19 protein-coding genes, 1 tRNA gene and 1 rRNA gene are annotated in these 18945 nt (G+C 38.9%); 17 read left to right on the top strand and 4 right to left on the bottom strand.

Translation table 11 applies throughout. From position 1 onward, the window contains the following. Positions 1-228 (bottom strand): 16S ribosomal RNA (locus EGI26_RS06945); the annotation flags it as partial. Between the two features lie 996 nt (positions 229-1224). Here EGI26_RS06945 and EGI26_RS06940 point away from each other — a divergent pair. The 5 genes from EGI26_RS06940 (at position 1225) to EGI26_RS06920 (ending at position 7216) form a co-directional block, all read left to right on the top strand. After that, positions 1225-1626, top strand: coding sequence for a nuclear transport factor 2 family protein (locus EGI26_RS06940; protein ID WP_255077304.1), 402 nt, complete (start codon positions 1225-1227; stop codon positions 1624-1626). Between the two features lie 137 nt (positions 1627-1763). Beyond that, a complete protein-coding gene (locus tag EGI26_RS06935) occupies positions 1764-2348 on the top strand; it encodes a GNAT family N-acetyltransferase (protein WP_255077303.1) in 585 nt (194 codons plus the stop codon). Further along, entirely contained in the window at positions 2345-3232 is an 888-nt protein-coding gene (locus tag EGI26_RS06930; protein ID WP_255077301.1) for a carbon-nitrogen hydrolase family protein, read from the top strand. The genes EGI26_RS06935 and EGI26_RS06930 overlap by 4 nt, the downstream gene beginning before the upstream one ends. A 68-nt stretch (positions 3233-3300) precedes the next feature. Then, positions 3301-5634, top strand: coding sequence for a ChbG/HpnK family deacetylase (locus EGI26_RS06925; RefSeq protein ID WP_255077300.1), 2334 nt, complete (start codon positions 3301-3303; stop codon positions 5632-5634). Positions 5635-5767: 133 nt separating this feature from the next. Beyond that, positions 5768-7216 (top strand): M17 family metallopeptidase, encoded by a 1449-nt coding sequence (locus EGI26_RS06920; RefSeq protein ID WP_255077299.1) that lies wholly within the window; start codon positions 5768-5770, stop codon positions 7214-7216. Between the two features lie 39 nt (positions 7217-7255). Here EGI26_RS06920 and EGI26_RS06915 read toward each other — a convergent pair whose 3' ends face one another. Further along, positions 7256-7831, bottom strand: coding sequence for a DUF975 family protein (locus EGI26_RS06915; protein WP_255077298.1), 576 nt, complete (start codon positions 7829-7831; stop codon positions 7256-7258). Positions 7832-7851: 20 nt separating this feature from the next. After that, a complete protein-coding gene (locus tag EGI26_RS06910; protein WP_255077297.1) occupies positions 7852-8607 on the bottom strand; it encodes a DUF1080 domain-containing protein in 756 nt (251 codons plus the stop codon). 81 nt (positions 8608-8688) lie between these two features. Between EGI26_RS06910 and EGI26_RS06905 the strand changes: the two genes are divergently transcribed. The 6 genes from EGI26_RS06905 (at position 8689) to hutG (ending at position 15793) form a co-directional block, all read left to right on the top strand. Continuing rightward, on the top strand, positions 8689-9426 hold the full coding sequence (locus EGI26_RS06905) for a phosphatidylinositol-specific phospholipase C/glycerophosphodiester phosphodiesterase family protein (protein ID WP_255077296.1): 738 nt from the start codon (positions 8689-8691) through the stop codon (positions 9424-9426). A 69-nt stretch (positions 9427-9495) separates the two neighbouring features. Beyond that, complete coding sequence (locus EGI26_RS06900) at positions 9496-9969, top strand: MarR family winged helix-turn-helix transcriptional regulator (protein WP_255077295.1); 474 nt, start codon at positions 9496-9498, stop codon at positions 9967-9969. Beyond that, positions 9962-11503, top strand: coding sequence for a histidine ammonia-lyase (hutH, locus tag EGI26_RS06895; RefSeq protein WP_255077294.1), 1542 nt, complete (start codon positions 9962-9964; stop codon positions 11501-11503). Before EGI26_RS06900 ends, hutH begins: the two co-directional genes overlap by 8 nt. 20 nt (positions 11504-11523) lie before the next feature. Then, positions 11524-13548, top strand: coding sequence for a urocanate hydratase (locus EGI26_RS06890; protein WP_255077293.1), 2025 nt, complete (start codon positions 11524-11526; stop codon positions 13546-13548). Positions 13549-13637: 89 nt separating this feature from the next. After that, positions 13638-14852 (top strand): imidazolonepropionase, encoded by a 1215-nt coding sequence (gene hutI, locus EGI26_RS06885; protein WP_255077292.1) that lies wholly within the window; start codon positions 13638-13640, stop codon positions 14850-14852. 5 nt (positions 14853-14857) lie between these two features. Beyond that, positions 14858-15793 (top strand): formimidoylglutamase, encoded by a 936-nt coding sequence (gene hutG / locus EGI26_RS06880; RefSeq protein WP_255077291.1) that lies wholly within the window; start codon positions 14858-14860, stop codon positions 15791-15793. A gap of 86 nt (positions 15794-15879) precedes the next feature. Here the strand turns inward: hutG and EGI26_RS06875 are convergent, their stop codons facing one another. Further along, complete coding sequence (locus tag EGI26_RS06875; protein WP_255077290.1) at positions 15880-17247, bottom strand: tryptophanase; 1368 nt, start codon at positions 17245-17247, stop codon at positions 15880-15882. A 380-nt stretch (positions 17248-17627) separates the two neighbouring features. On the opposite strand from EGI26_RS06875, the gene EGI26_RS06870 reads away from it, so the two are divergent. The 6 genes from EGI26_RS06870 (at position 17628) to EGI26_RS06845 (ending at position 18944) form a co-directional block, all read left to right on the top strand. Beyond that, positions 17628-17701, top strand: a tRNA-Asn gene (locus EGI26_RS06870). Between the two features lie 195 nt (positions 17702-17896). Beyond that, complete coding sequence (locus EGI26_RS06865) at positions 17897-18109, top strand: hypothetical protein (protein WP_255077287.1); 213 nt, start codon at positions 17897-17899, stop codon at positions 18107-18109. Then, a complete protein-coding gene (locus EGI26_RS06860; RefSeq protein ID WP_255077287.1) occupies positions 18106-18318 on the top strand; it encodes a hypothetical protein in 213 nt (70 codons plus the stop codon). The genes EGI26_RS06865 and EGI26_RS06860 overlap by 4 nt, the downstream gene beginning before the upstream one ends. Continuing rightward, a complete protein-coding gene (locus EGI26_RS06855) occupies positions 18315-18527 on the top strand; it encodes a hypothetical protein (RefSeq protein ID WP_255077287.1) in 213 nt (70 codons plus the stop codon). Before EGI26_RS06860 ends, EGI26_RS06855 begins: the two co-directional genes overlap by 4 nt. Next, a complete protein-coding gene (locus EGI26_RS06850) occupies positions 18524-18778 on the top strand; it encodes a hypothetical protein (protein WP_255077289.1) in 255 nt (84 codons plus the stop codon). Before EGI26_RS06855 ends, EGI26_RS06850 begins: the two co-directional genes overlap by 4 nt. Then, positions 18732-18944: a hypothetical protein gene (locus EGI26_RS06845; RefSeq protein WP_255077287.1), complete on the top strand. Its 213-nt coding sequence runs from the start codon at positions 18732-18734 to the stop codon at positions 18942-18944. Before EGI26_RS06850 ends, EGI26_RS06845 begins: the two co-directional genes overlap by 47 nt. Position 18945 lies beyond the last annotated feature (1 nt).

Below are 18945 nucleotides of genomic sequence, written 5' to 3'. Positions count from 1 at the left end.
TAATCCTACGCATGCCCATCTACATCCTATAAATATTTCAACTAATCATGATGCCATGTCTAGTATTATGCGGTGTTAATCCCAGTTTCCTAGGGCTATCCCCCTGATGTAGGTAGGTTGCATACGCGTTACGCACCCGTTCGCCGGTGACATTGCTGCCCCCTCGACTTGCATGTATTAAGCCTGCCGCTAGCGTTCATCCTGAGCCAGGATCAAACTCTCCATAGTAATTTCTTACATCGAAAGATCTCCCAACTTTATGTTTCGTCTCTATCTCCAATAAGTTAATGAACTTTATCCCACTTCTGCGTGAGCTCGTCACTGTTTCCAGTCTCCTTTCTCTTTCCTTCTCGTTTCCTTCCGTCTTAATCGGGGTGCAAAGGTAACAACCTTTTTTTAATCCCCAAATGTTTTCAAGAAAAAAATTTATTTATTTTTATGAACTTTATCCCTCTTCTAGCTTCTCCATCTATACTTCCTCGCCGTTTGGGAGTGCAAAGGTAAGACACTACTTAACCCTTTTCCAAATATTATTTTAATATTCTTTTTAAGCATTTCTCCTAATTCACTGCTTTTCAAAGACTTTTACCTTTTAACACCACAAAAGTTCTTGCTTTTGTTATATTTATTTGAACTTTTGTTATACCTAACTTTTTGCCTTACTCTCTACTTTTCTGGATTGAATACCGTTTCTTGGGATCTTTTGTCCCGTTTTGCGTTTTGACGACAGCTCAAAATATTTATATTCCGGTAATTGAAATTTTATGAAGGTTCCAACTTATGATTGGTGTTTGGCTGATTAACCACCCAGGCCTGAGGTGAGTGAATTGTACTACTAACCACCCCGGCCTGCGGCCGACCCTCCTTGCGAAGGAGGGTAAGGAGTTGCGACCTCGCCTGCGGCTGGTCTGATTTGTTTCCTATTTTGCGTGAAGGATAGTGGTTCGACTATCGCTCACCAACTGTGAGCTCTTTATGGCCTAGCTCATAGGCCGGACACATAAGCGGGAACATAATCGAGCATCAGGATGCGAAGATTACGAGCCTAGCTCTACACGACCCACAGCCCCTACCCCTATCGTTTTTTCTTGCTCTTTCGTTTATGGGGCGAAGGGACACGCCCGCAGAAATCTTAAATTATATATAATGATTGTCTGTCAAAGAGATTTACTCAAATTGGTTTTTAGGGTTTGTGGGCATATATTTGAAAGAAAAAAGACTTTTATGAACGCACTGGAAATTGTAAAGGAGTATTACGGGCACTTTAATGCTAAGAATTGGGACGGCATGATGGGTTTGTTGGATGCGGAGATTAAACATGAGGCCAATCAGGGAGATGTGAGGATAGGTTTGGAGAAGTTTAGGGAGTTTTTGGGTATCATGGATACTTGTTATGATGAGACTTTGACTGATATGGTGTTTTTTGCTGAGCCGAGTAATAGCCGAGTGGCAGTAGAATTTGTGGTAAATGGTATATATAAGGTAGCGGATGAGGGACTACCGCCTGCTCATAATCAAACGTATGTGTTGCCAGCAGGGGCTTTCTTGGAAGTGAAGAATGGGAAAATCAGCAGGGTGACTACTTATTATAATTTGCCGCTTTGGATTGAGTTGGTTTCGAAGTGATGAGTTGTGAGTTGTGAGTTGTGAGTTGTGAGTTGTGAGTTGTGAGTTGTGAGTTGTGAGTTGTGAGAAATTTGGTTACTTGTAGAAAAGTTCAAAAAATTGTAAAATATTTGGATTTTTGTTGTTTTTAAGGTAAAATGAAAAGCTACATATATATAGGTAAAGAAATAGAAACGGTTATCTCTGAATTGGCGGCTTTGCGAATTGAGGTGTTTCGGGATTTCCCTTATTTGTATGAGGGGAGTTTTGAATATGAGAAAGAATACCTGAAGACCTATATAAATTCGGAGCGGGCTTTTTTGTTTGCCGTTTTTGATAATGAAAAAATGGTGGGTGCTACAACCTGCATTCCGTTGATGGACGAAACTGCTGAAGTAAAAGAACCGTTTGAGGATGCTGGGATGAAATTGGACGAAGTTTTCTATTTCGGAGAAAGTATTTTATTAAAGGAATATCGCGGGAAAGGTATTGGTAAACTTTTTTTTGAAGAAAGAGAAAGGCATGTTGCTGGTTTTGGGAATTATACCAAAACCTGTTTTTGTGCGGTGGATAGGCTGAAAAATCATCCGCTTAGGCCAGAATCTTACGTACCTATGGATGAATTTTGGAAAAGCAGGGGTTATAAAAAAAGTGAGGTTTTGAAGAGTATGTTTAGTTGGAAAGACATAAATGAGCCACTGGAAACGGAGAAAACAATGATTTACTGGTTGAAAAAGATATGAAAATAGCTACCGCACAATTTCCGATTGGCTACTTCGCTAACTTGGAAGATTGGAAAATCAACATTCGTGGCTGGGTAGCAAGTTCTGAAGACGCTCAAATTTTAGTATTTCCTGAATATGGCTCAATGGAAATGGCGAGTTTGTTCAGCGGGCAAATCCAAAAAGACTTGGTCGGCCAAATAGTGAAAATGAACGAACTTTTACCCGAGTTCCATGCCTATTTCTGCCAGATAGCCAATGAATTTGATAAGATAATATTATGTCCGAGTTTCCCGGTTCAGGAGAATGGAGGATTTGTTAATCGGGTTTTTGTAGTAGGGCCAAATGGACTGGCTGGCTACCAAGACAAGTTTTTCATGACTCGGTTTGAAGACGAAGAATGGGGAATTTCTTCTGGGCAGAAGAAATTGAGCGTTTTTGAATCCAAATGGGGAAAATTTGGAATTCAGACCTGCTACGATGTGGAATTTGGTATTGGCTCCAAGTTATTGTGCGAGGCTGGTGCTGAGGTGATTTTTGCTCCCAGTTGCACCGAAACGCTTAGAGGTGCCACTCGTGTACATATAGGTGCTCGGGCGAGGGCATTGGAAAATCAATGTTATGTGGTGGTTTCACAAACTGTTGGCGATGCCTTGTGGTCGCCTGCAGTGGATATTAATTATGGTTATTCGGCCATCTACAGTACCCCAGATTTGGGATTTCCAGATCAGGGAATCTTGGCCTTGGGTGAACCACAAGAGAGTATGTGGCTTTTCGCAGAATTAGAAATGGAGAAAATACACGAAGTCAGGAAAAATGGGAGTGTGCTGAATTTCAAAAGTAATTCAGCAATAAAAAATACTCTACGGGATTCTGAAATAGAAATACAACACATAAGAATTTGAATTTTTGATTCTAATTGTATCAGAAATCACTAATTTAACGACCTATTCAATCATAATCTTAATTTAAAATGAAAAAAGTATTCCTCCTGGTATTACTCGGGCTGCAAGTGGTGGCTCAAAATAAACTTTCTTTGCCTAGAAGTACGCCTGAAACTGAGGGAGTGAGTTCGCAGGGAATCTTGGATTTCTTAGAAGCCGCCAATAAAAGTAAGCACGAGTTTCATAGTTTTATGTTGATTCGGCACGGAAAAGTGGTGTCTGAAAACTGGTGGGCTCCTTACAGAAGCGACCTCAAGCATACCATGTATTCGACCAGCAAAAGCTTTACGGCTACGGCCATAGGATTTGCGGTGGCTGAGAAAAAGCTCAGCGTGAGCGACAAAGTAGTGAGTTTTTTTCCTGATGATTTACCAGAAAAAGTGAGTCCAAATTTGGCAGATTTGGAAATAAGAGATTTGCTCTCGATGAGCGTAGGACATGAAAAGGAGAATGCCACTTTTATTGCCACCAGCGACAATTGGGTAAAAGAATTCCTCAAGACTCCTATTGTAAACACACCCGGCACAAAGTTTCTTTACAATACACCTGCCACCTATATGCTTTCGGCCATCATTCAGAAAGTAACTGGCCAGAAGGTCATTGACTACCTACAGCCAAGGCTTTTTGAACCACTTGGAATACAAAATATAGATTGGGAAGTAGATCCTAAAGGCATTAATACAGGTGGTTATGGACTTAGACTAAAAACTGAAGATATGGCCAAGTTTGGTTTATTGTTTCTTCAAAAAGGCAAATGGAATGGTAAACAAATACTGCCAGCTGCATGGATAGAGGAAGCTAGCAGCATGAAAATCATGCAAGATTTGCCCAAAGGCGTTACCACAAGAGATTCTAGCGACTGGCACCAGGGCTACGCTTATCAAATGTGGCGTTGCCGAAATAATGGTTACAGAGCCGACGGTGCCAATGGCCAATTTATCATCATTCTTCCCGAAAAAGATGCCGTGATAGCCATAACTGCCGAAGCACCTGACATGCAGAATGAGATAAATTTGGTTTGGAAATATATTCTTCCAGCACTGAAAGATTCAAAATTACCAAAAAACGCCAAAGCACTGACCGAATTAAATAACAAGTCAAAAAGTTTAGCCACGCCTATTTCGGTAAAAAACAAGGCATCGCAATGGAAAGAGACGATTTCGGGAAAAACTTACGGAGTGTATTCTAACACCAGAGCATTAAAGGCAGTTAAATTTGAATTTGAGGGTGAAAGTTTGAATATGACTTTAGCTACTGACTCTGTTGACCACAAGTTAAAATTTGGAAATGGAACTTGGGTAGAAAATACCACGACCAAGTTTGGACCGTATTTGGTAGCAAGAGCTCGGGGAAATAGAATTGGCCAGTCGCCATTTAAAACCGCCAATAGCTACACTTGGTTAGATGACAAGACTTTGGAATTGACCTTGAAATATGTAGAAAGTCCGCATACCGAAACTGTCGTTTGTGCTTTTGATGGAGATTATGTGACCTTAGATTTTCAGAATATTTTCAATAAAAATGCTGCTCGAACGCCCATAAAAGCAGTAATAAGTCCGGTGATAGCCAATTCACCGAAACTAATTGTGAGGGGTGATGACATGGGGTATTCGCATTCGGGCAACGAAGCACTTATAAAATCGTATATGGAAGGCATCGAGACTTCTATAGAGATAATTGTACCCTCGCCGTGGTTTCCTGAGGCCGTGAAAATGTTGGAGAAAAATCCAAAAATCGACGTAGGACTGCATTTTGCTATTACGAGCGAATGGGATAACGTAAAATGGAGACCGCTCACAGCCGCACCAAGTCTTAGGAATAAAGACGGGTATTTCTATCCGATGTTGTTTCACAACAAAAACTACCCCATGCAGGCCATAATGGACAACGATTGGAAAATAGAAGACATCGAGCAGGAACTAAGGGCACAAATAGAAATGGCCAAAAAATATATTCCAAGACTGAGCCATGTTTCGGGCCACATGGGCAGTTTGGCTTTTACCAAGGAAATGAAAGAAATGACAGCCAGAATAGGGAAAGAATACGGTATTCAAATGGTGGACGCAGGGTCTACACAAATTCAGTACACCGGCTACGAGTTTAGAAACAAAACCACCGAAGAGCGAATAGAAGGCTTTATAAAAATGTTGGACCAACTAGAAACTGGAAAAACGTATGTATTTGTTGAACACCCAGGCCTTGACAATGAAGAACTTAGAGCCATCTCTCACATTGGCTACGAAGATGTGGCCAAAGAACGCCAAGATGTGACCACTGTTTTTACATCAGAAAAGGTTAAGGAAGCTATAGTGAGAAAAGGAATAAATTTGGTGAGTTATAAGGAGGCTTTGGGGGTGAAGTAGCAAGGTCGTAATATTGGACACAGATGACACGGATATTAAAATAACACAGATAAACAAAGATTTTATTTTGAAATCTCTGGTGACATAAAACAGGAAATAGTTCAATTTTTAATTTTTTGATAAAAACAAATTCATGATTTCGACAAAACTAAACAGTACAACAAATTCAAATTCATACATAATACCAGTGTTTGAAAATGAAAATATTCCCGATCTTATAAAGAAAATTGGGAGTTCTATAAAATTCGACAACTGGACTCTTCTTGACCACTTCAAAGGCTCGGCGAAAGAAACACTTTTGTCAGTTGGAGAAAACAAAATATACTTTCTCGGTCTCGGCAAAAAACGAGAAGTCTCGGCAGTTTCTAAAGTTTTTAGAAGCTTTTTCTATAATAATAAAAGCAAACTGAGCGGCAATATCAATATTTTGTTGGATCACGACGATTTGGGAGAATTTGCTGAGGCTATTGCCAATGGCATTTATTTGGCTCAGTACAATTTGGGAATGTTAAAAACCAACCAAAAAGTGGAAAATGATTGGTTTTCGGAGGATGCTGAGTTGAATTTTGTTTCAGAAAAAACCATAGAAAAGGATTTGGCCAAAGGCAAAATGCTGGCGGAAACTCAAATGAAAATCATGAAGTTGGTAGATTCACCTGCCAATTATAAAACTCCACAAATGCTTTCGGAGGAAATTGAGAAAATGGGCAAAGCGTCCGGTTTCTCTGTGAAAATTTATGACGAAAAACAATGTGAAGAGATAGGGCTAAAGGCACTTTTGGCGGTATCAAAAGGTAGTGTGGAGAATCCCGCAAGGTTTGTAATCATGGAATATTCACATCCCGAATCCAATAAAAAAGTTGGGTTAATTGGCAAAGGCGTCACTTTTGACACAGGTGGAGTATCGCTAAAACCTGGAGACAACATGAATTACATGAAGTCTGACATGGGCGGGGCAGCAGCTGTAATTGGCACTTTGGACATGGCGGCCAAACTTGGTTTAAAAGTAAATATTGTGGGAGCAGTGGCTCTGACCGAAAACTGTATTGACAGCTTGGCGATAAAACCAGGCGATGTAATTGGTTCTTATTTAGGTAAAACCATCGAGGTCATCAACACCGATGCAGAAGGGAGATTGGTTTTAGCAGATGCATTGGCTTATGTAACAAAGAACCATCAGCCAGATGCAGTGATAGATTTAGCCACATTGACGGGCAACTGCATTCAAGCCTTGGGCTACGCAGCTGCCGCATTGCTGAGCAACAACGACGATTTGGCACAAAGTCTCATGAATTCCGGGCAAACTACCGGTGAAAAAGTATGGAGAATGCCTCTCTGGGATGATTATAAAGACATGATGAAATCTGACGTGGCGGATATCAAAAACCTTTCCTCCGCTCCTATCGCCGGAGCCATTACGGCTGCCAAATTCCTTGAAGAATTTATAGATGGCCACACCAACTGGGCTCACCTTGACATTGCAGGTGTAGCTTTCGGCGACTCAGAATATGGGTCAATGAAATCTTCCACTGGCTATGGTGTGAAACTTTTAGTGAATTGGTTGGAAGAGAATATTCAGTAGCCCATTTAGGCTCCGGGCATATTTCCTTCCAAACCGTTTTTACTTTGTATTTCTTATTTTTTCATAAAAAAGTGCCGAAGCAGCATAAATTACTGGAATAACATAGAAAAAACCTACAACAAGTACTATAAGCCCAAGAATACAAAGCATTATAGATAACAAAGAAAATACAAAGTAATCAGCCTTATAGCCTTTCATCATTTCCCAACTTGCTTTCATGGCTGAAACGGCATCCATTTGAGGATTATCTGCTAAAATAAAATACGACATTGAAAAGCCAATAGCAATGATTATTCCGGGAATAATCAATAAAACGAGGCCAAAACCAACGGCAAAGGTTATCAAAATAGTCATAATCAGAGAAGGGACATAGTTTTTGAATCCATCAAACATTTGCTCGACTCTAACTTTATTTCCCCTGACGAGATTTAAGAAAAAAGAGGAAATACCCAAGGCCAAAGGTGCTGATATGAGTAACGAAAGAATTCCATAACGTTCGTCGAATCCTGAAGGGATGCCGGCAATCAAAAAATAAATCAGAACTGTACCGATTGCCAATAAATGTTTGCCCTTCAGCTTTTCATTTGCTTCTCTAAATAAATCTAAAATACTCATAATAGGTTATTTATTTCTAATTAAAAATCTGTATCTGCTTTCTTGATGTCCATCGGCACTATCCAAATATTTCTATAATAAACGTTGTGTCCTTCGGCTTGTAGTTTCAATCCACCCGGACGATCTGTTATTCCCTTTCCACCATCGTTGCCTCCATCTTGACCTGAATTTGGCCCTCCCCAAACCTGAGAAATCTTTTGATTTTTATGTACTTTTTTGCCATTAAAATACATTGTCACCATTGGTTTTTCCACCAACTTTCCGTCTTTAAACTTGGCTGCACGAAACATTATGTCGTAGGCATTCCATTTGCCAATACCATTATAGGCATAATATGGCGATGGAGATTCGTTGATAACCGCCGCCATTCCGTGGGAGGTAGTATCGCCGTCTAAAACCTGAATTTCATATCTATTTTGAAGATAAACTCCACTATTTCCTCCTTTTTCTTTGATAAAAAACTCCACATGAAGTCTGAAATCTCCAAATTCTTCTTTGGTCACAATATCGGCAGCTCCGTAAAGTCCTCCCGCGGCAGCCGGATCGTTGGTGTTTACAACAGTTCCCGCTTCTACAGGGTCATTCTGAATTTCCCATTTAATGGGCATACTCGCTTTCAGCCTTGGGCCGTTCCAATATTGCCACTTTTCATGAAGCATTTTGTGCGATCCGTCAAAAAGAACTTTGGCTTTTTTGGGAGCTTTTGCACCTACCCCAACTTGGGCATAAGAAAAAATAGAAAAGAGAGAAAAGAGAAGAACTAAGATTTTTTTCATTTTGTAAGATTGAATATTTAAAAATCTAAAGTAACGATAATCAGTCTTTATTGCTAAATTGGCAGCAAGAAATTCAAGAAAATGCTTAGAGACCTATTTACTTTTCTAATAATTGTTGGTTGGAACAGTGTACTTGCACAAAAAATACATTCTCACAACGACTATGTGCAGGCTCGACCGTTTTGGGAAGCCTACGAGGCAGGGGCAAATTCTATAGAGGCAGACGTGTATTTAGTTGATGGCAAACTTTATGTGGCTCATGAAAAAAACGAAATCAATCCTGAAAGAACCCTCGAGAAATTGTATTTAGAGCCGCTGAATAAAATCGTGAAATCTAAAAAAAGACAAGAATTGCAAATTCTTATTGATCTGAAAACCAGTGCAGAACCAACCTTAAAGGCCGTAGAGGCGGCTATTGCAAAATATCCAAAACTAGCCAAAGCCCACTCAAAAAATAAATATATCAAATTCGTAATATCCGGAAATCGCCCGCCAATATCAGAATACTCAAAATATCCTCCCTATATTTTCTTTGACCACCAGTCGCTCAAAGATCTCGACAAAGGCGATAAATCAAAAATAGCCTTGGTGAGTTTTTCATTTGGAAGCTACTCAAAATGGAAAGGTGATAAGCCTATGACAGACGAAGAAAAGCTAAAACTCAAGACCATTATCGACAGTGTACATTACTACGGCTACCCTATTCGTTTTTGGGCAACGCCAGATACTCCTTTGTCATGGCAAACTTTATTTGACCTAACCGTCGATTTTATCAACACAGACCACCCAAAGGCATGCAAGTCTTACTTTATTAAATGATTTATAAAAATATTTTAAAAAAATATACAAAATATTATAATATATATAAGTACTTATATATATTTGTTTATGAATTTTTATCAAGAACTCGGCCCACTTGTATTTGGCACAAGGCTCAAAAGACTTAGTGATTATTTTTTGAGCGAAATCAACAAGGTGTACACTGACCTCGGCATTCCTTTTGAAGCATCGTGGTTTGGAGTTTTTTATTTATTAGACAAACACGGCAGTTTATCTATTTACGAAATCGCAGATACGTTGGACGTATCACATTCGGCTATTAGTCAGTTAATCAAAACTTTACAAGAACAGAAACTGGTAATCCTTACTCCTTCCAATGATGATGGCCGCCGAAAAGACATTCATTTTAGCACGAAAGGAAAAGAACTTCTTGTAAAAATAAAGCCCGTATGGAATGCTTTGAGCCAAACCATGAATACGTTTTTAGAAGAAAGCGATGTATTGCAAAAATTGATAAAAATAGAAGACAGGTTTGGAGAAATGCCTTTAAACGAAAGAATAAAATCTAAGATAAATGTTTAAATACGGAGAAGATTTTTTAGGTGTAAACGAAGTTTTGGCTTTGGTAAAAGGGGAACTTCAAGGCAATATTTCAGAAAAAGTTCTGGTAGAAATACAAAACAGCACCCATTGGGTAAATGAAATAGTAGCCAGTTCTGATGTAGTTTATGGCATAAACACGGGTTTTGGGCCTTTGTGTGATACCAAAATTTCAGAATCTCAAACATCTGAGCTACAGCACAATCTGCTCATCAGCCACAGTGTAGGCGTTGGCGAACCTATAGCTTTGCATCTGGCAAAAGCAATGATGATTTGTAAAGTTCATTCGCTTTGCAAAGCATTTTCTGGTATTCGATTGGAAACTATCCAACGTATCTTGTGGATGATCGAAGAAGATATTATTCCATCTGTACCATGCAAAGGTTCGGTTGGGGCATCTGGCGATTTGGCCCCACTCTCTCATTTGTTTTTACCTCTAATTGGCTTGGGTGAGGTATTTCATAAAGGAGAAAAGTTTCAAACTGCCGATTTACTCAAATCTTTTAAGAAAGAATCCCTCATTTTGGGTCCAAAAGAAGGCTTAGCATTGATCAACGGCACGCAATTTATACTAGCCCATGCCGTATTTGGTGTGGCTAGGCTGTTTCATTGCTTAGAAATCGCCGACATTGTGGGTGCTTTATCGCTTGAAGGACTAATGGGCTCTGCCAAACCTTTCGACAAAAGATTACACGATATTAGAAATTTCGAAGGAAGCCAATGGGTCGCCCAAAGACTTAGAAGCCTATTATCAGACTCAGAGATTTTGGAGGCACATCTCGACTGCGACCGAGTGCAAGATCCTTACTCACTCCGATGTATGCCTCAGGTGCATGGAGCCTCTAGAAATGCATATATCCATCTAAAACAATTGACCGAAATAGAACTCAACTCCGTTACTGACAACCCAATAGTATTGGGTTCGCATGATAGTATAAGTGGTGGAAATTTCCATGGGCAACCTTTGGCTTTACCCTTGGATTATTGCACACTTGCAGCCGCTGAGCTAGGAAATATCTCCGACCGTCGCTGTTATTTAATGCTTGAGGGACGTTACGGATTGCCTCGATTATTACTCGAAGACACCGGATTGAATTCCGGTTTTATGATACCTCAATACACCACTGCAGCTTTGGTTTCTGAAAACAAATCGCTTTGCTTCCCTGCATCGGCCGATTCCATCCCAACCTCCTTGGGGCAGGAAGACCATGTGTCCATGGGATCGATTAGTGGCCGAAAATTCCATACAGTTTTAGACAATTTGGAATATATTTTGGCTATTGAATTGTTATATGCAGCCCAAGCAATCGAATTCAGAAGACCGTTGAAATCTTCTAAAGTACTAGAGGAAGTTTTTGCTGAGGTAAGAAAACAAGTGGATTTTGCTACCAAAGACCGAAGCTTTTCATACGATATTAATACACTTCATCAACTCATAAAAAGCCCGACTTTGACCACTATTATTTCTCAAAAAATAAATGCAAATAACACTTATGAACAGCATTGTATCAATTAGTTTGATTTAAGATTTATAAAATGAAAAATCAAGAAGAAAAAACTATGTTTAGAGAATTAATATTAAAAGGAATTCCTGAAACATTGCCAGACAAAAAGCCATATCCAGTTGGGGTTAATTCAGCACCTATTAGAAAAAACATACTCTCAAAAGAGGAAAAGCAACTGGCCATCAGAAATGCTTTAAGGTATTTTCCTACTGAGTGGCATCAAATTTTGGCCGAAGAATTTGCTGAGGAACTTAAAAAGTATGGCAGAATTTATATGCACCGATTTAAGCCCGAATATAAGCTTTTTGCGAGACCACTAGAAGAATATCCAGCACAAAGTATTCAGGCGGCTAGCATCATGCTGATGATCCACAACAATCTAGATCCCGCTGTGGCTCAGCATCCTGAGGAACTTATTACTTATGGCGGCAACGGAGCGGTGTTTCAAAATTGGGCACAGTATTTAATTACGATGCAGTATTTGGCAACTATGACCGACGACCAAACTTTGCACCTCTATTCTGGGCATCCAATGGGCTTGTTTCCTTCTTCCAAAAATGCCCCAAGAGTAATCGTGACTAATGGTATGATGATTCCAAATTACTCTAAACCAGACGATTGGGAAAAATTTAATGCTTTGGGAGTAACGCAATATGGTCAAATGACGGCAGGCTCATTTATGTACATCGGTCCACAGGGAATTGTGCATGGCACCACAATAACGGTGATTAATGCTTTAAGGAAAATCCTACCCAAGCATGAAACTCCAGCCGGTAAAATATTTCTAACGTCGGGCTTAGGTGGCATGAGTGGAGCACAGCCCAAAGCAGGAAATATAGCTGGGTGCATTACCGTTTGTGCCGAAGTAAACCCAAAAGCCGCTACCAAAAGACATGAACAAGGTTGGGTAGATGTGTTAATTGACAATATGGAAGAGTTGGTGAGAAGAGTTGTTCAAGCTCAAGCCAAAAACGAGGTGGTTTCGATTGCATATATTGGCAATGTGGTTGAAGTTTGGGAACAGTTTGACAAGCGAAATATCTTTATTCATATTGGATCAGATCAGTCTTCGTTGCACAATCCTTGGTCGGGAGGCTATTATCCTGTGGGTTTAGGTTTTGAGGAAGCCAACGATATGCTCAGCAAAAATCCAGATGAATTTAAAGTTTTTGTCAAAAAATCATTGGTTAGACAAGCCAATGCTATTAATAAACATGCTAAAAAAGGTACTTACTTTTTTGACTACGGCAATGCATTTCTGTTAGAAGCCTCCAGAGCTGGTGCCGACATCATGGCAGAAAACAATATCGACTTTAAATATGCCTCATATGTTGAAGATATTTTAGGGCCAATGTGCTTTGATTTTGGTTTTGGCCCATTCAGATGGGTTTGCACATCAGGTAAGCCTGAAGATTTAGACAAAACCGACAAGATTGCCCTGAGCGTGATGCAAAAAATGCTAAAGAATGCACCTGAGGAAATAAAGCAACAACTTGAGGACAATATAACTTGGATAATCGATGCCAATAAAAACAAATTGGTCGTTGGGTCACAAGCCCGAATTCTATATGCAGATGCCGAAGGCCGAGCCAAAATAGCCGAAGAATTTAATATGGCTATTGCTAAAGGTGAAATCGGTATGATGGTATTGGGCAGAGACCACCACGACGTAAGTGGTACTGATTCACCATTCAGAGAAACTAGCAACATTCACGACGGAAGTAAGTTTACAGCCGACATGGCTATTCACAACGTAATAGGCGACAGTTTCCGAGGAGCTACATGGGTTTCTATTCACAATGGCGGAGGAGTAGGCTGGGGCGAAGTAATCAATGGTGGTTTTGGGATGTTTTTAGACGGCTCAAAGGAAGCGAGTAAAAAACTAAAATCTATGTTGTTTTTTGATGTAAATAATGGCATTGCCCGTAGAAGCTGGGCCAGAAATGAAAATGCTTTGTTTGCTATAAAACGAGAAATGGAACGCTCCAATAAATTAAAAGTGACCCTTCCAAACTTAGTGAATGACCAAATAATCGAAAGTCTTGATTTTGAATGAAAATAATTCTCAATTTGAAATTAAATTGAAATCATTAAATTATTTAAGTGGTAAAGAAAGTATTTCTTTTTTAGCGAAATAAGCAGATCATGATGAAATTAATAGGCCCTTTCAAACAAATAGTAACCTTAAATAGCCTACCTTTTAAAGGTGCTTTGAAAGATGAGCTACTAGAAATAATTGTAAATGGTGGCCTACTGGTACAAAATGGAGAAATCTTAAAAGTTGCTGATTTTGAGACATTAAGAAAAGAGTTTTGGCAGGCAGAAATCGAAGAAATCACTCAAAAAAGCGTTTTGCTACCAGGGTTTGTAGACTGCCACACCCATGCTTGTTTTGCAGGCTCAAGGGCAATGGATTTTGCAGAGAGAAATGCCGGCACCTCATACTTAGAAATAGCTCAAAAAGGCGGTGGGATATGGAGTACGGTAACTGCCACCCGAAATGCCAGTCAATCGGAATTAAAAACACTTACCGAAAATAGGGTTAATGGTTTCTTGAAAAATGGCATAACGACTATCGAGATAAAATCGGGCTACGGACTTTCTGTAGAGGAAGAAATAAAAATATTGAATACCATAAACCAACTGAATACAAAAGCCGACGTAGTACCAACTTGCTTGGCGGCTCATATAAAACCCCGAGATTTTGAAGGTTCAAATATTGAATATTTAGCGTATTTAACCGAAAACCTGCTCTCAAAAATCAAACATTTGACCAATCGCATAGATATTTTCACAGAGAAGTCTGCCTTTGGAATAGAGGAATCTATCCATTATTTGCAGAAAGCAAAAGAAATGGGATTCCAGATTACGGTTCATGCCGACCAGTTTACTGCTGAATCAGCACAAATGGCTGTTAGTTTGGGAGCTCTTTCGGCAGACCATCTAGAGGCAAGTACAGAATCAGACATAAGAGTTTTAGCAAATTCAGAAACAGTGGCAGTGGCACTTCCAGGGGCATCTATTGGCCTTGGCGAACCGTTTACACCAGCCCGAAAACTCTTGGATGCTGGGGCTTGCCTAGCCATAGCATCTGATTACAACCCAGGCTCGGCACCAATGGGCAATCTGCTTGCTCAGGCTTCGATTCTGGCCACGTTTCAAAAACTGAGTACAGCAGAAATCATGGCTAGCCTTACCTTTAGAGCTGCAAAAGCATTGAATATTAAAGATATAGGAAAAATTTCGAATGGATTCAAAGCCGATGTGCAAGCCTATGATACTACGGATTATCGAGAAATCCTTTACCAACAAGGTAGCATGAAACCAACTAAAGTTTGGAAAAACGGACATTTAATTTAATCAAAATGTACACAAAACCTCAACCATGGACAGGTAGAATTGATGGCACTGAAGAGGGAAGTCTAAGGTGGCATCAAAAAGTGGAATTAGCTGATATTCAAGAAGAAGTATTATGCGAAGAACCTTTTTTGGGAATATTGGGCTTTGCTTCTGACGAAGGAGTTAGGAGAAACCAAGGCCGCGTAGGAGCCAAAACAGGCCCTGAAATGTTAAGAAAATTTTCTTCAAATTTTCCGGTAAATTCTCTTAAAAAAATTATCGACTTTGGCAACATTGGCTGCGAAGATGCTGATCTCGAAAAAAGCCAATCCTTACTCTCCCATTTTATAGAAAAAATTCAAATTGCAGGCGGAAATACCATTGTTTTGGGTGGTGGACACGAAGTCATGTATGCACATTACTCAGGGCTGAGGAAGGCTTTTCCTGATAAAAAAATCGGTATAATAAATTTTGATGCCCACTTTGACAATCGCCCTGTAAAACCAGAAATAGGAGCAACATCAGGAACAGGATTTTGGCAAATTGCTCAAAATGATTTAAATTACAATTATTTAGCCATAGGCATTCAAGAAAACTCTAACACAAAATCTCTTTTTGATTTTGCACAACAATCAGGTACTGAGTATATTCTTGCGAAGGATTTTCAGAGTAAAAACGAAGAAAAAATAAAAAAAACCATAGCTGATTTTATTGCAAAATCAGAAATCCTTTATCTAACTGTATGTCTCGATGTATTTGCGGCTCCATTTGCTCCCGGTGTAAGTGCTTTGGCTTATAATGGACTCATACCTGATTCATTTTTTCAAGAAATATTCCATCAGGTAGTTTCAAATCAAAAACTAATAGCCTTTGATATTGCAGAGTTAAATCCTGACTTTGACATAGACAATCGCACAGCTCGATTGGCAGCATCTTTGCTTTTTGAGTTCGTAAAACATTAATAAAAAGCTGCAAATATTAATTGAGCTAGCCTCTAATAAAATCAGAATGTCTCTAGGATTTCAGTCGAAGAGACATTCGTGCAATTTTACAATTCTTGAAACTTTGCGGTAAAATGCCTTAAAAGCGGTGGCTCTTCCACAATAGCGAAAGGCCTCAAATTGGCCCTTTCTTCAAAAACCTCAATAATAACTTCTGCCACATAGTCAATGTGGCTTTGGGTATAAGCTCTCCTAGGGATAGCCAGTCTTACCAATTCCAAATCAGGTGAAATAGTTTTGCCATCTTCGTCGTACTTTCCAAACATCACAGAGCCTATTTCACAAGCCCTAATACCACCCTTTATATACAAAGCACAAGCAATAGACTGCCCTGGAAACTGCCAGCTGGGTATTTCCTTGCAGAATTTGGAAGCATCGAGGTAAACCGCATGTCCGCCCGTGGGCAATATCAGAGGTACACCAGCTTTGGTGAGTTTTTCGCCCAAATATTCGATAGTTCTGATCCTATATTGGAGATAATTTTCATCCAAAATTTCTTCCAAACCTTGAGCAATAGCCTCAAGATCTCTACCAGCCAAACCCCCATAAGTAGGAAAACCTTCGGTTACAACTAGTACATTTCGACATTTTTGAGCCAAAACACCATCATTGAGGGCTAAGAAGCCTCCAATATTAACCAATGCGTCTTTTTTGGCACTCATGGTCATTCCATCTGCGTAGCTAAACATCTCTTGGCATATCTCCAAAATAGTTTTCTTCTCATAGCCTTTTTCACGGGTTTTGATGAAATAGGCGTTTTCAGCAAATCGGCAGGCATCTAAGAAAAATGGCTTTCCAAATGTTTTAGAAACCTCGCTTACTTGTCTTATATTTTCCATGGAAACAGGTTGCCCGCCGCCAGAATTGTTGGTAATCGTAAGCATAACCAATGGTACTTTCTCAGCGTTTTCAGTCAGAAAATCCCTAAGCTTTTCTACATCCATATTGCCTTTAAAGTCTGCAATAAAATCAGGTTTTTTGCCATTTTCGTTTAATAAATCCACAGCTTGTGCTCCACTAAATTCAATATTTGCCCTTGTAGTGTCAAAATGGGTATTGTTTGGGATTATTTGTCCTTCACCACCCACAATAGAGAAAAGAATTTTCTCAGCAGCCCGTCCTTGGTGGGTAGGAATGATATAATCGAGTCCAGTAATTTTCTTTATGGTTTCCTCAAAACGGTAGAAGCTTCTTGAACCAGCGTAGCTTTCGTCGCCGTTCATTATGCCCGCCCATTGCATGGCACTCATGGCAGATGTGCCACTGTCAGTCAATAAATCGATAATGACATCCTCCGCTTTAAGGCCGAAAAGATTGTAACCTACTTCAGCTAGTTTTTGCTTTCTTTCGGTTTCGGTAGTAAAATATATAGGTTCAATAGACTTGATCCTGAAAGGTTCTATGATTGTTTTCATATTTGAAAAATAGAAAATGTACTCCCAATGAGTTTGGAAGTGATGTTAAAAAATAAAAACGGGAAATTGTTCTTTAGGAAAAAAGAAAGGCGTCGCGACTTTTAATATTTTTGAAAACTGATTTCATTCTATGTTTTTCAAATCGAATTCAAATTTAATACAAAAATTGATAATAATAAAATGTCTATTTAAACCCTTGATTTGTAAAAGTTTAAACATTCGTGATGATCAAAACTCAAAAAAAGATGAATTTTTTGTTGGGAAAAGTTTGAACAATAAGAAAAAACGTTCTACTTTTGCACCATGATTCCTGAATAGCTCACAGGGTCGCCTGCCGGTTGCTTATAGCATCTGACTGTTTTACGAGGCAAAACACATATTCCTGAATAGCTCAGTTGGTTAGAGCATCTGACTGTTAATCAGAGGGTCGCTGGTTCGAGCCCAGCTTCGGGAGCATTTTAAGTGTAAATAACTGAAAATAAGTAAGTTAAATTTACAAAGTGGTTAACCCACCTTTCAAATTTTGAAGGGTGGGTTTTTTCTTTTAATTTCCATTCTTAAAGTTGATTTATGAAGAAAATAAGGGATCAATCCAAAAAGTTGGGGGGAATGAAAAAAGTTATTTATTTTGGGATCAAAATGATATATATTGAACCAAGACCTTATCCGATTACTTCTACCAGAAGGCTTATTTGAATATTTTGAAGTAGTTAAAGTAGAAAAAGTAGAAAATTCTTACAATATCCATATTACCGAACTCAACCTTATTCCCAAAGAGTTCGATGGTCAAAAGGGATCAATCCAAAAAGTTGGGGGGAATGAAAAAAGTTATTTATTTTGGGATCAAAATGATATATATTGAACCAAGACCTTATCCGATTACTTCTACCAGAAGGCTTATTTGAATATTTTGAAGTAGTTAAAGTAGAAAAAGTAGAAAATTCTTACAATATCCATATTACCGAACTCAACCTTATTCCCAAAGAGTTCGATGGTCAAAAGGGATCAATCCAAAAAGTTGGGGGGAATGAAAAAAGTTATTTATTTTGGGATCAAAATGATATATATTGAACCAAGACCTTATCCGATTACTTCTACCAGAAGGCTTATTTGAATATTTTGAAGTAGTTAAAGTAGAAAAAGTAGAAAATTCTTACAATATCCATATTACCGAACTCAACCTTATTCCCAAAGAGTTCGATGGTCAAAAGGGATCAATCCAAAAAGTTGGGGGGAATGAAAAAAGTTATTTATTTTGGGATCAAAATGATATATATTGAACCAAGACCTTATCCGATTACTTCTACCAGAAGGCTTATTTGAATATTTTGAAGTAGTTAAAGTAGAAAAAGTAGAAAATTCTTACAATATCCATATTACCGAACTCAACCTTATTCCCAAAGAGTTCGATGGTCAAAAGCTTGAATCCAAAAAGTTTGAGGGAATGAAAAAAGTTATTTATTTTGGGATCAAAATGATATATATTGAACCAAGACCTTATCCGATTACTTCTACCAGAAGGCTTATTTGAATATTTTGAAGTAGTTAAAGTAGAAAAAGTAGAAAATTCTTACAATATCCATATTACCGAACTCAACCTTATTCCCAAAGAGTTCGATGGTCAAAAGGGATCAATCCAAAAAGTTGGGGGGAATGAAAAAAGTTATTTATTTTGGGATCAAAATGATATATATTGAA

It is taken from the genome of Lacihabitans sp. CCS-44 (genome assembly GCF_024343735.1).
In the GTDB taxonomy this organism is placed as follows: Bacteria; Bacteroidota; Bacteroidia; order Cytophagales; family Spirosomataceae; genus Leadbetterella.
Note: the sequence above shows the minus strand (reverse complement) of the source record. Positions and strands in the feature narration are given on the sequence as shown.

Coding starts and splice junctions, on each gene's coding strand:
- EGI26_RS06905 (WP_255077296.1), top strand. CDS start 8,689: ATGCTTAGAGACCTATTTACTTTTCTAATAATTGTTGGTTGGAACAGT.
- EGI26_RS06900 (WP_255077295.1), top strand. CDS start 9,496: ATGAATTTTTATCAAGAACTCGGCCCACTTGTATTTGGCACAAGGCTC.
- EGI26_RS06940 (WP_255077304.1), top strand. CDS start 1,225: ATGAACGCACTGGAAATTGTAAAGGAGTATTACGGGCACTTTAATGCT.
- hutH (WP_255077294.1), top strand. CDS start 9,962: ATGTTTAAATACGGAGAAGATTTTTTAGGTGTAAACGAAGTTTTGGCT.
- EGI26_RS06875 (WP_255077290.1), bottom strand. CDS start 17,247: ATGAAAACAATCATAGAACCTTTCAGGATCAAGTCTATTGAACCTATA.
- EGI26_RS06920 (WP_255077299.1), top strand. CDS start 5,768: ATGATTTCGACAAAACTAAACAGTACAACAAATTCAAATTCATACATA.
- EGI26_RS06935 (WP_255077303.1), top strand. CDS start 1,764: ATGAAAAGCTACATATATATAGGTAAAGAAATAGAAACGGTTATCTCT.
- EGI26_RS06890 (WP_255077293.1), top strand. CDS start 11,524: ATGAAAAATCAAGAAGAAAAAACTATGTTTAGAGAATTAATATTAAAA.
- EGI26_RS06910 (WP_255077297.1), bottom strand. CDS start 8,607: ATGAAAAAAATCTTAGTTCTTCTCTTTTCTCTCTTTTCTATTTTTTCT.
- hutI (WP_255077292.1), top strand. CDS start 13,638: ATGATGAAATTAATAGGCCCTTTCAAACAAATAGTAACCTTAAATAGC.
- EGI26_RS06930 (WP_255077301.1), top strand. CDS start 2,345: ATGAAAATAGCTACCGCACAATTTCCGATTGGCTACTTCGCTAACTTG.
- EGI26_RS06925 (WP_255077300.1), top strand. CDS start 3,301: ATGAAAAAAGTATTCCTCCTGGTATTACTCGGGCTGCAAGTGGTGGCT.
- hutG (WP_255077291.1), top strand. CDS start 14,858: ATGTACACAAAACCTCAACCATGGACAGGTAGAATTGATGGCACTGAA.
- EGI26_RS06915 (WP_255077298.1), bottom strand. CDS start 7,831: ATGAGTATTTTAGATTTATTTAGAGAAGCAAATGAAAAGCTGAAGGGC.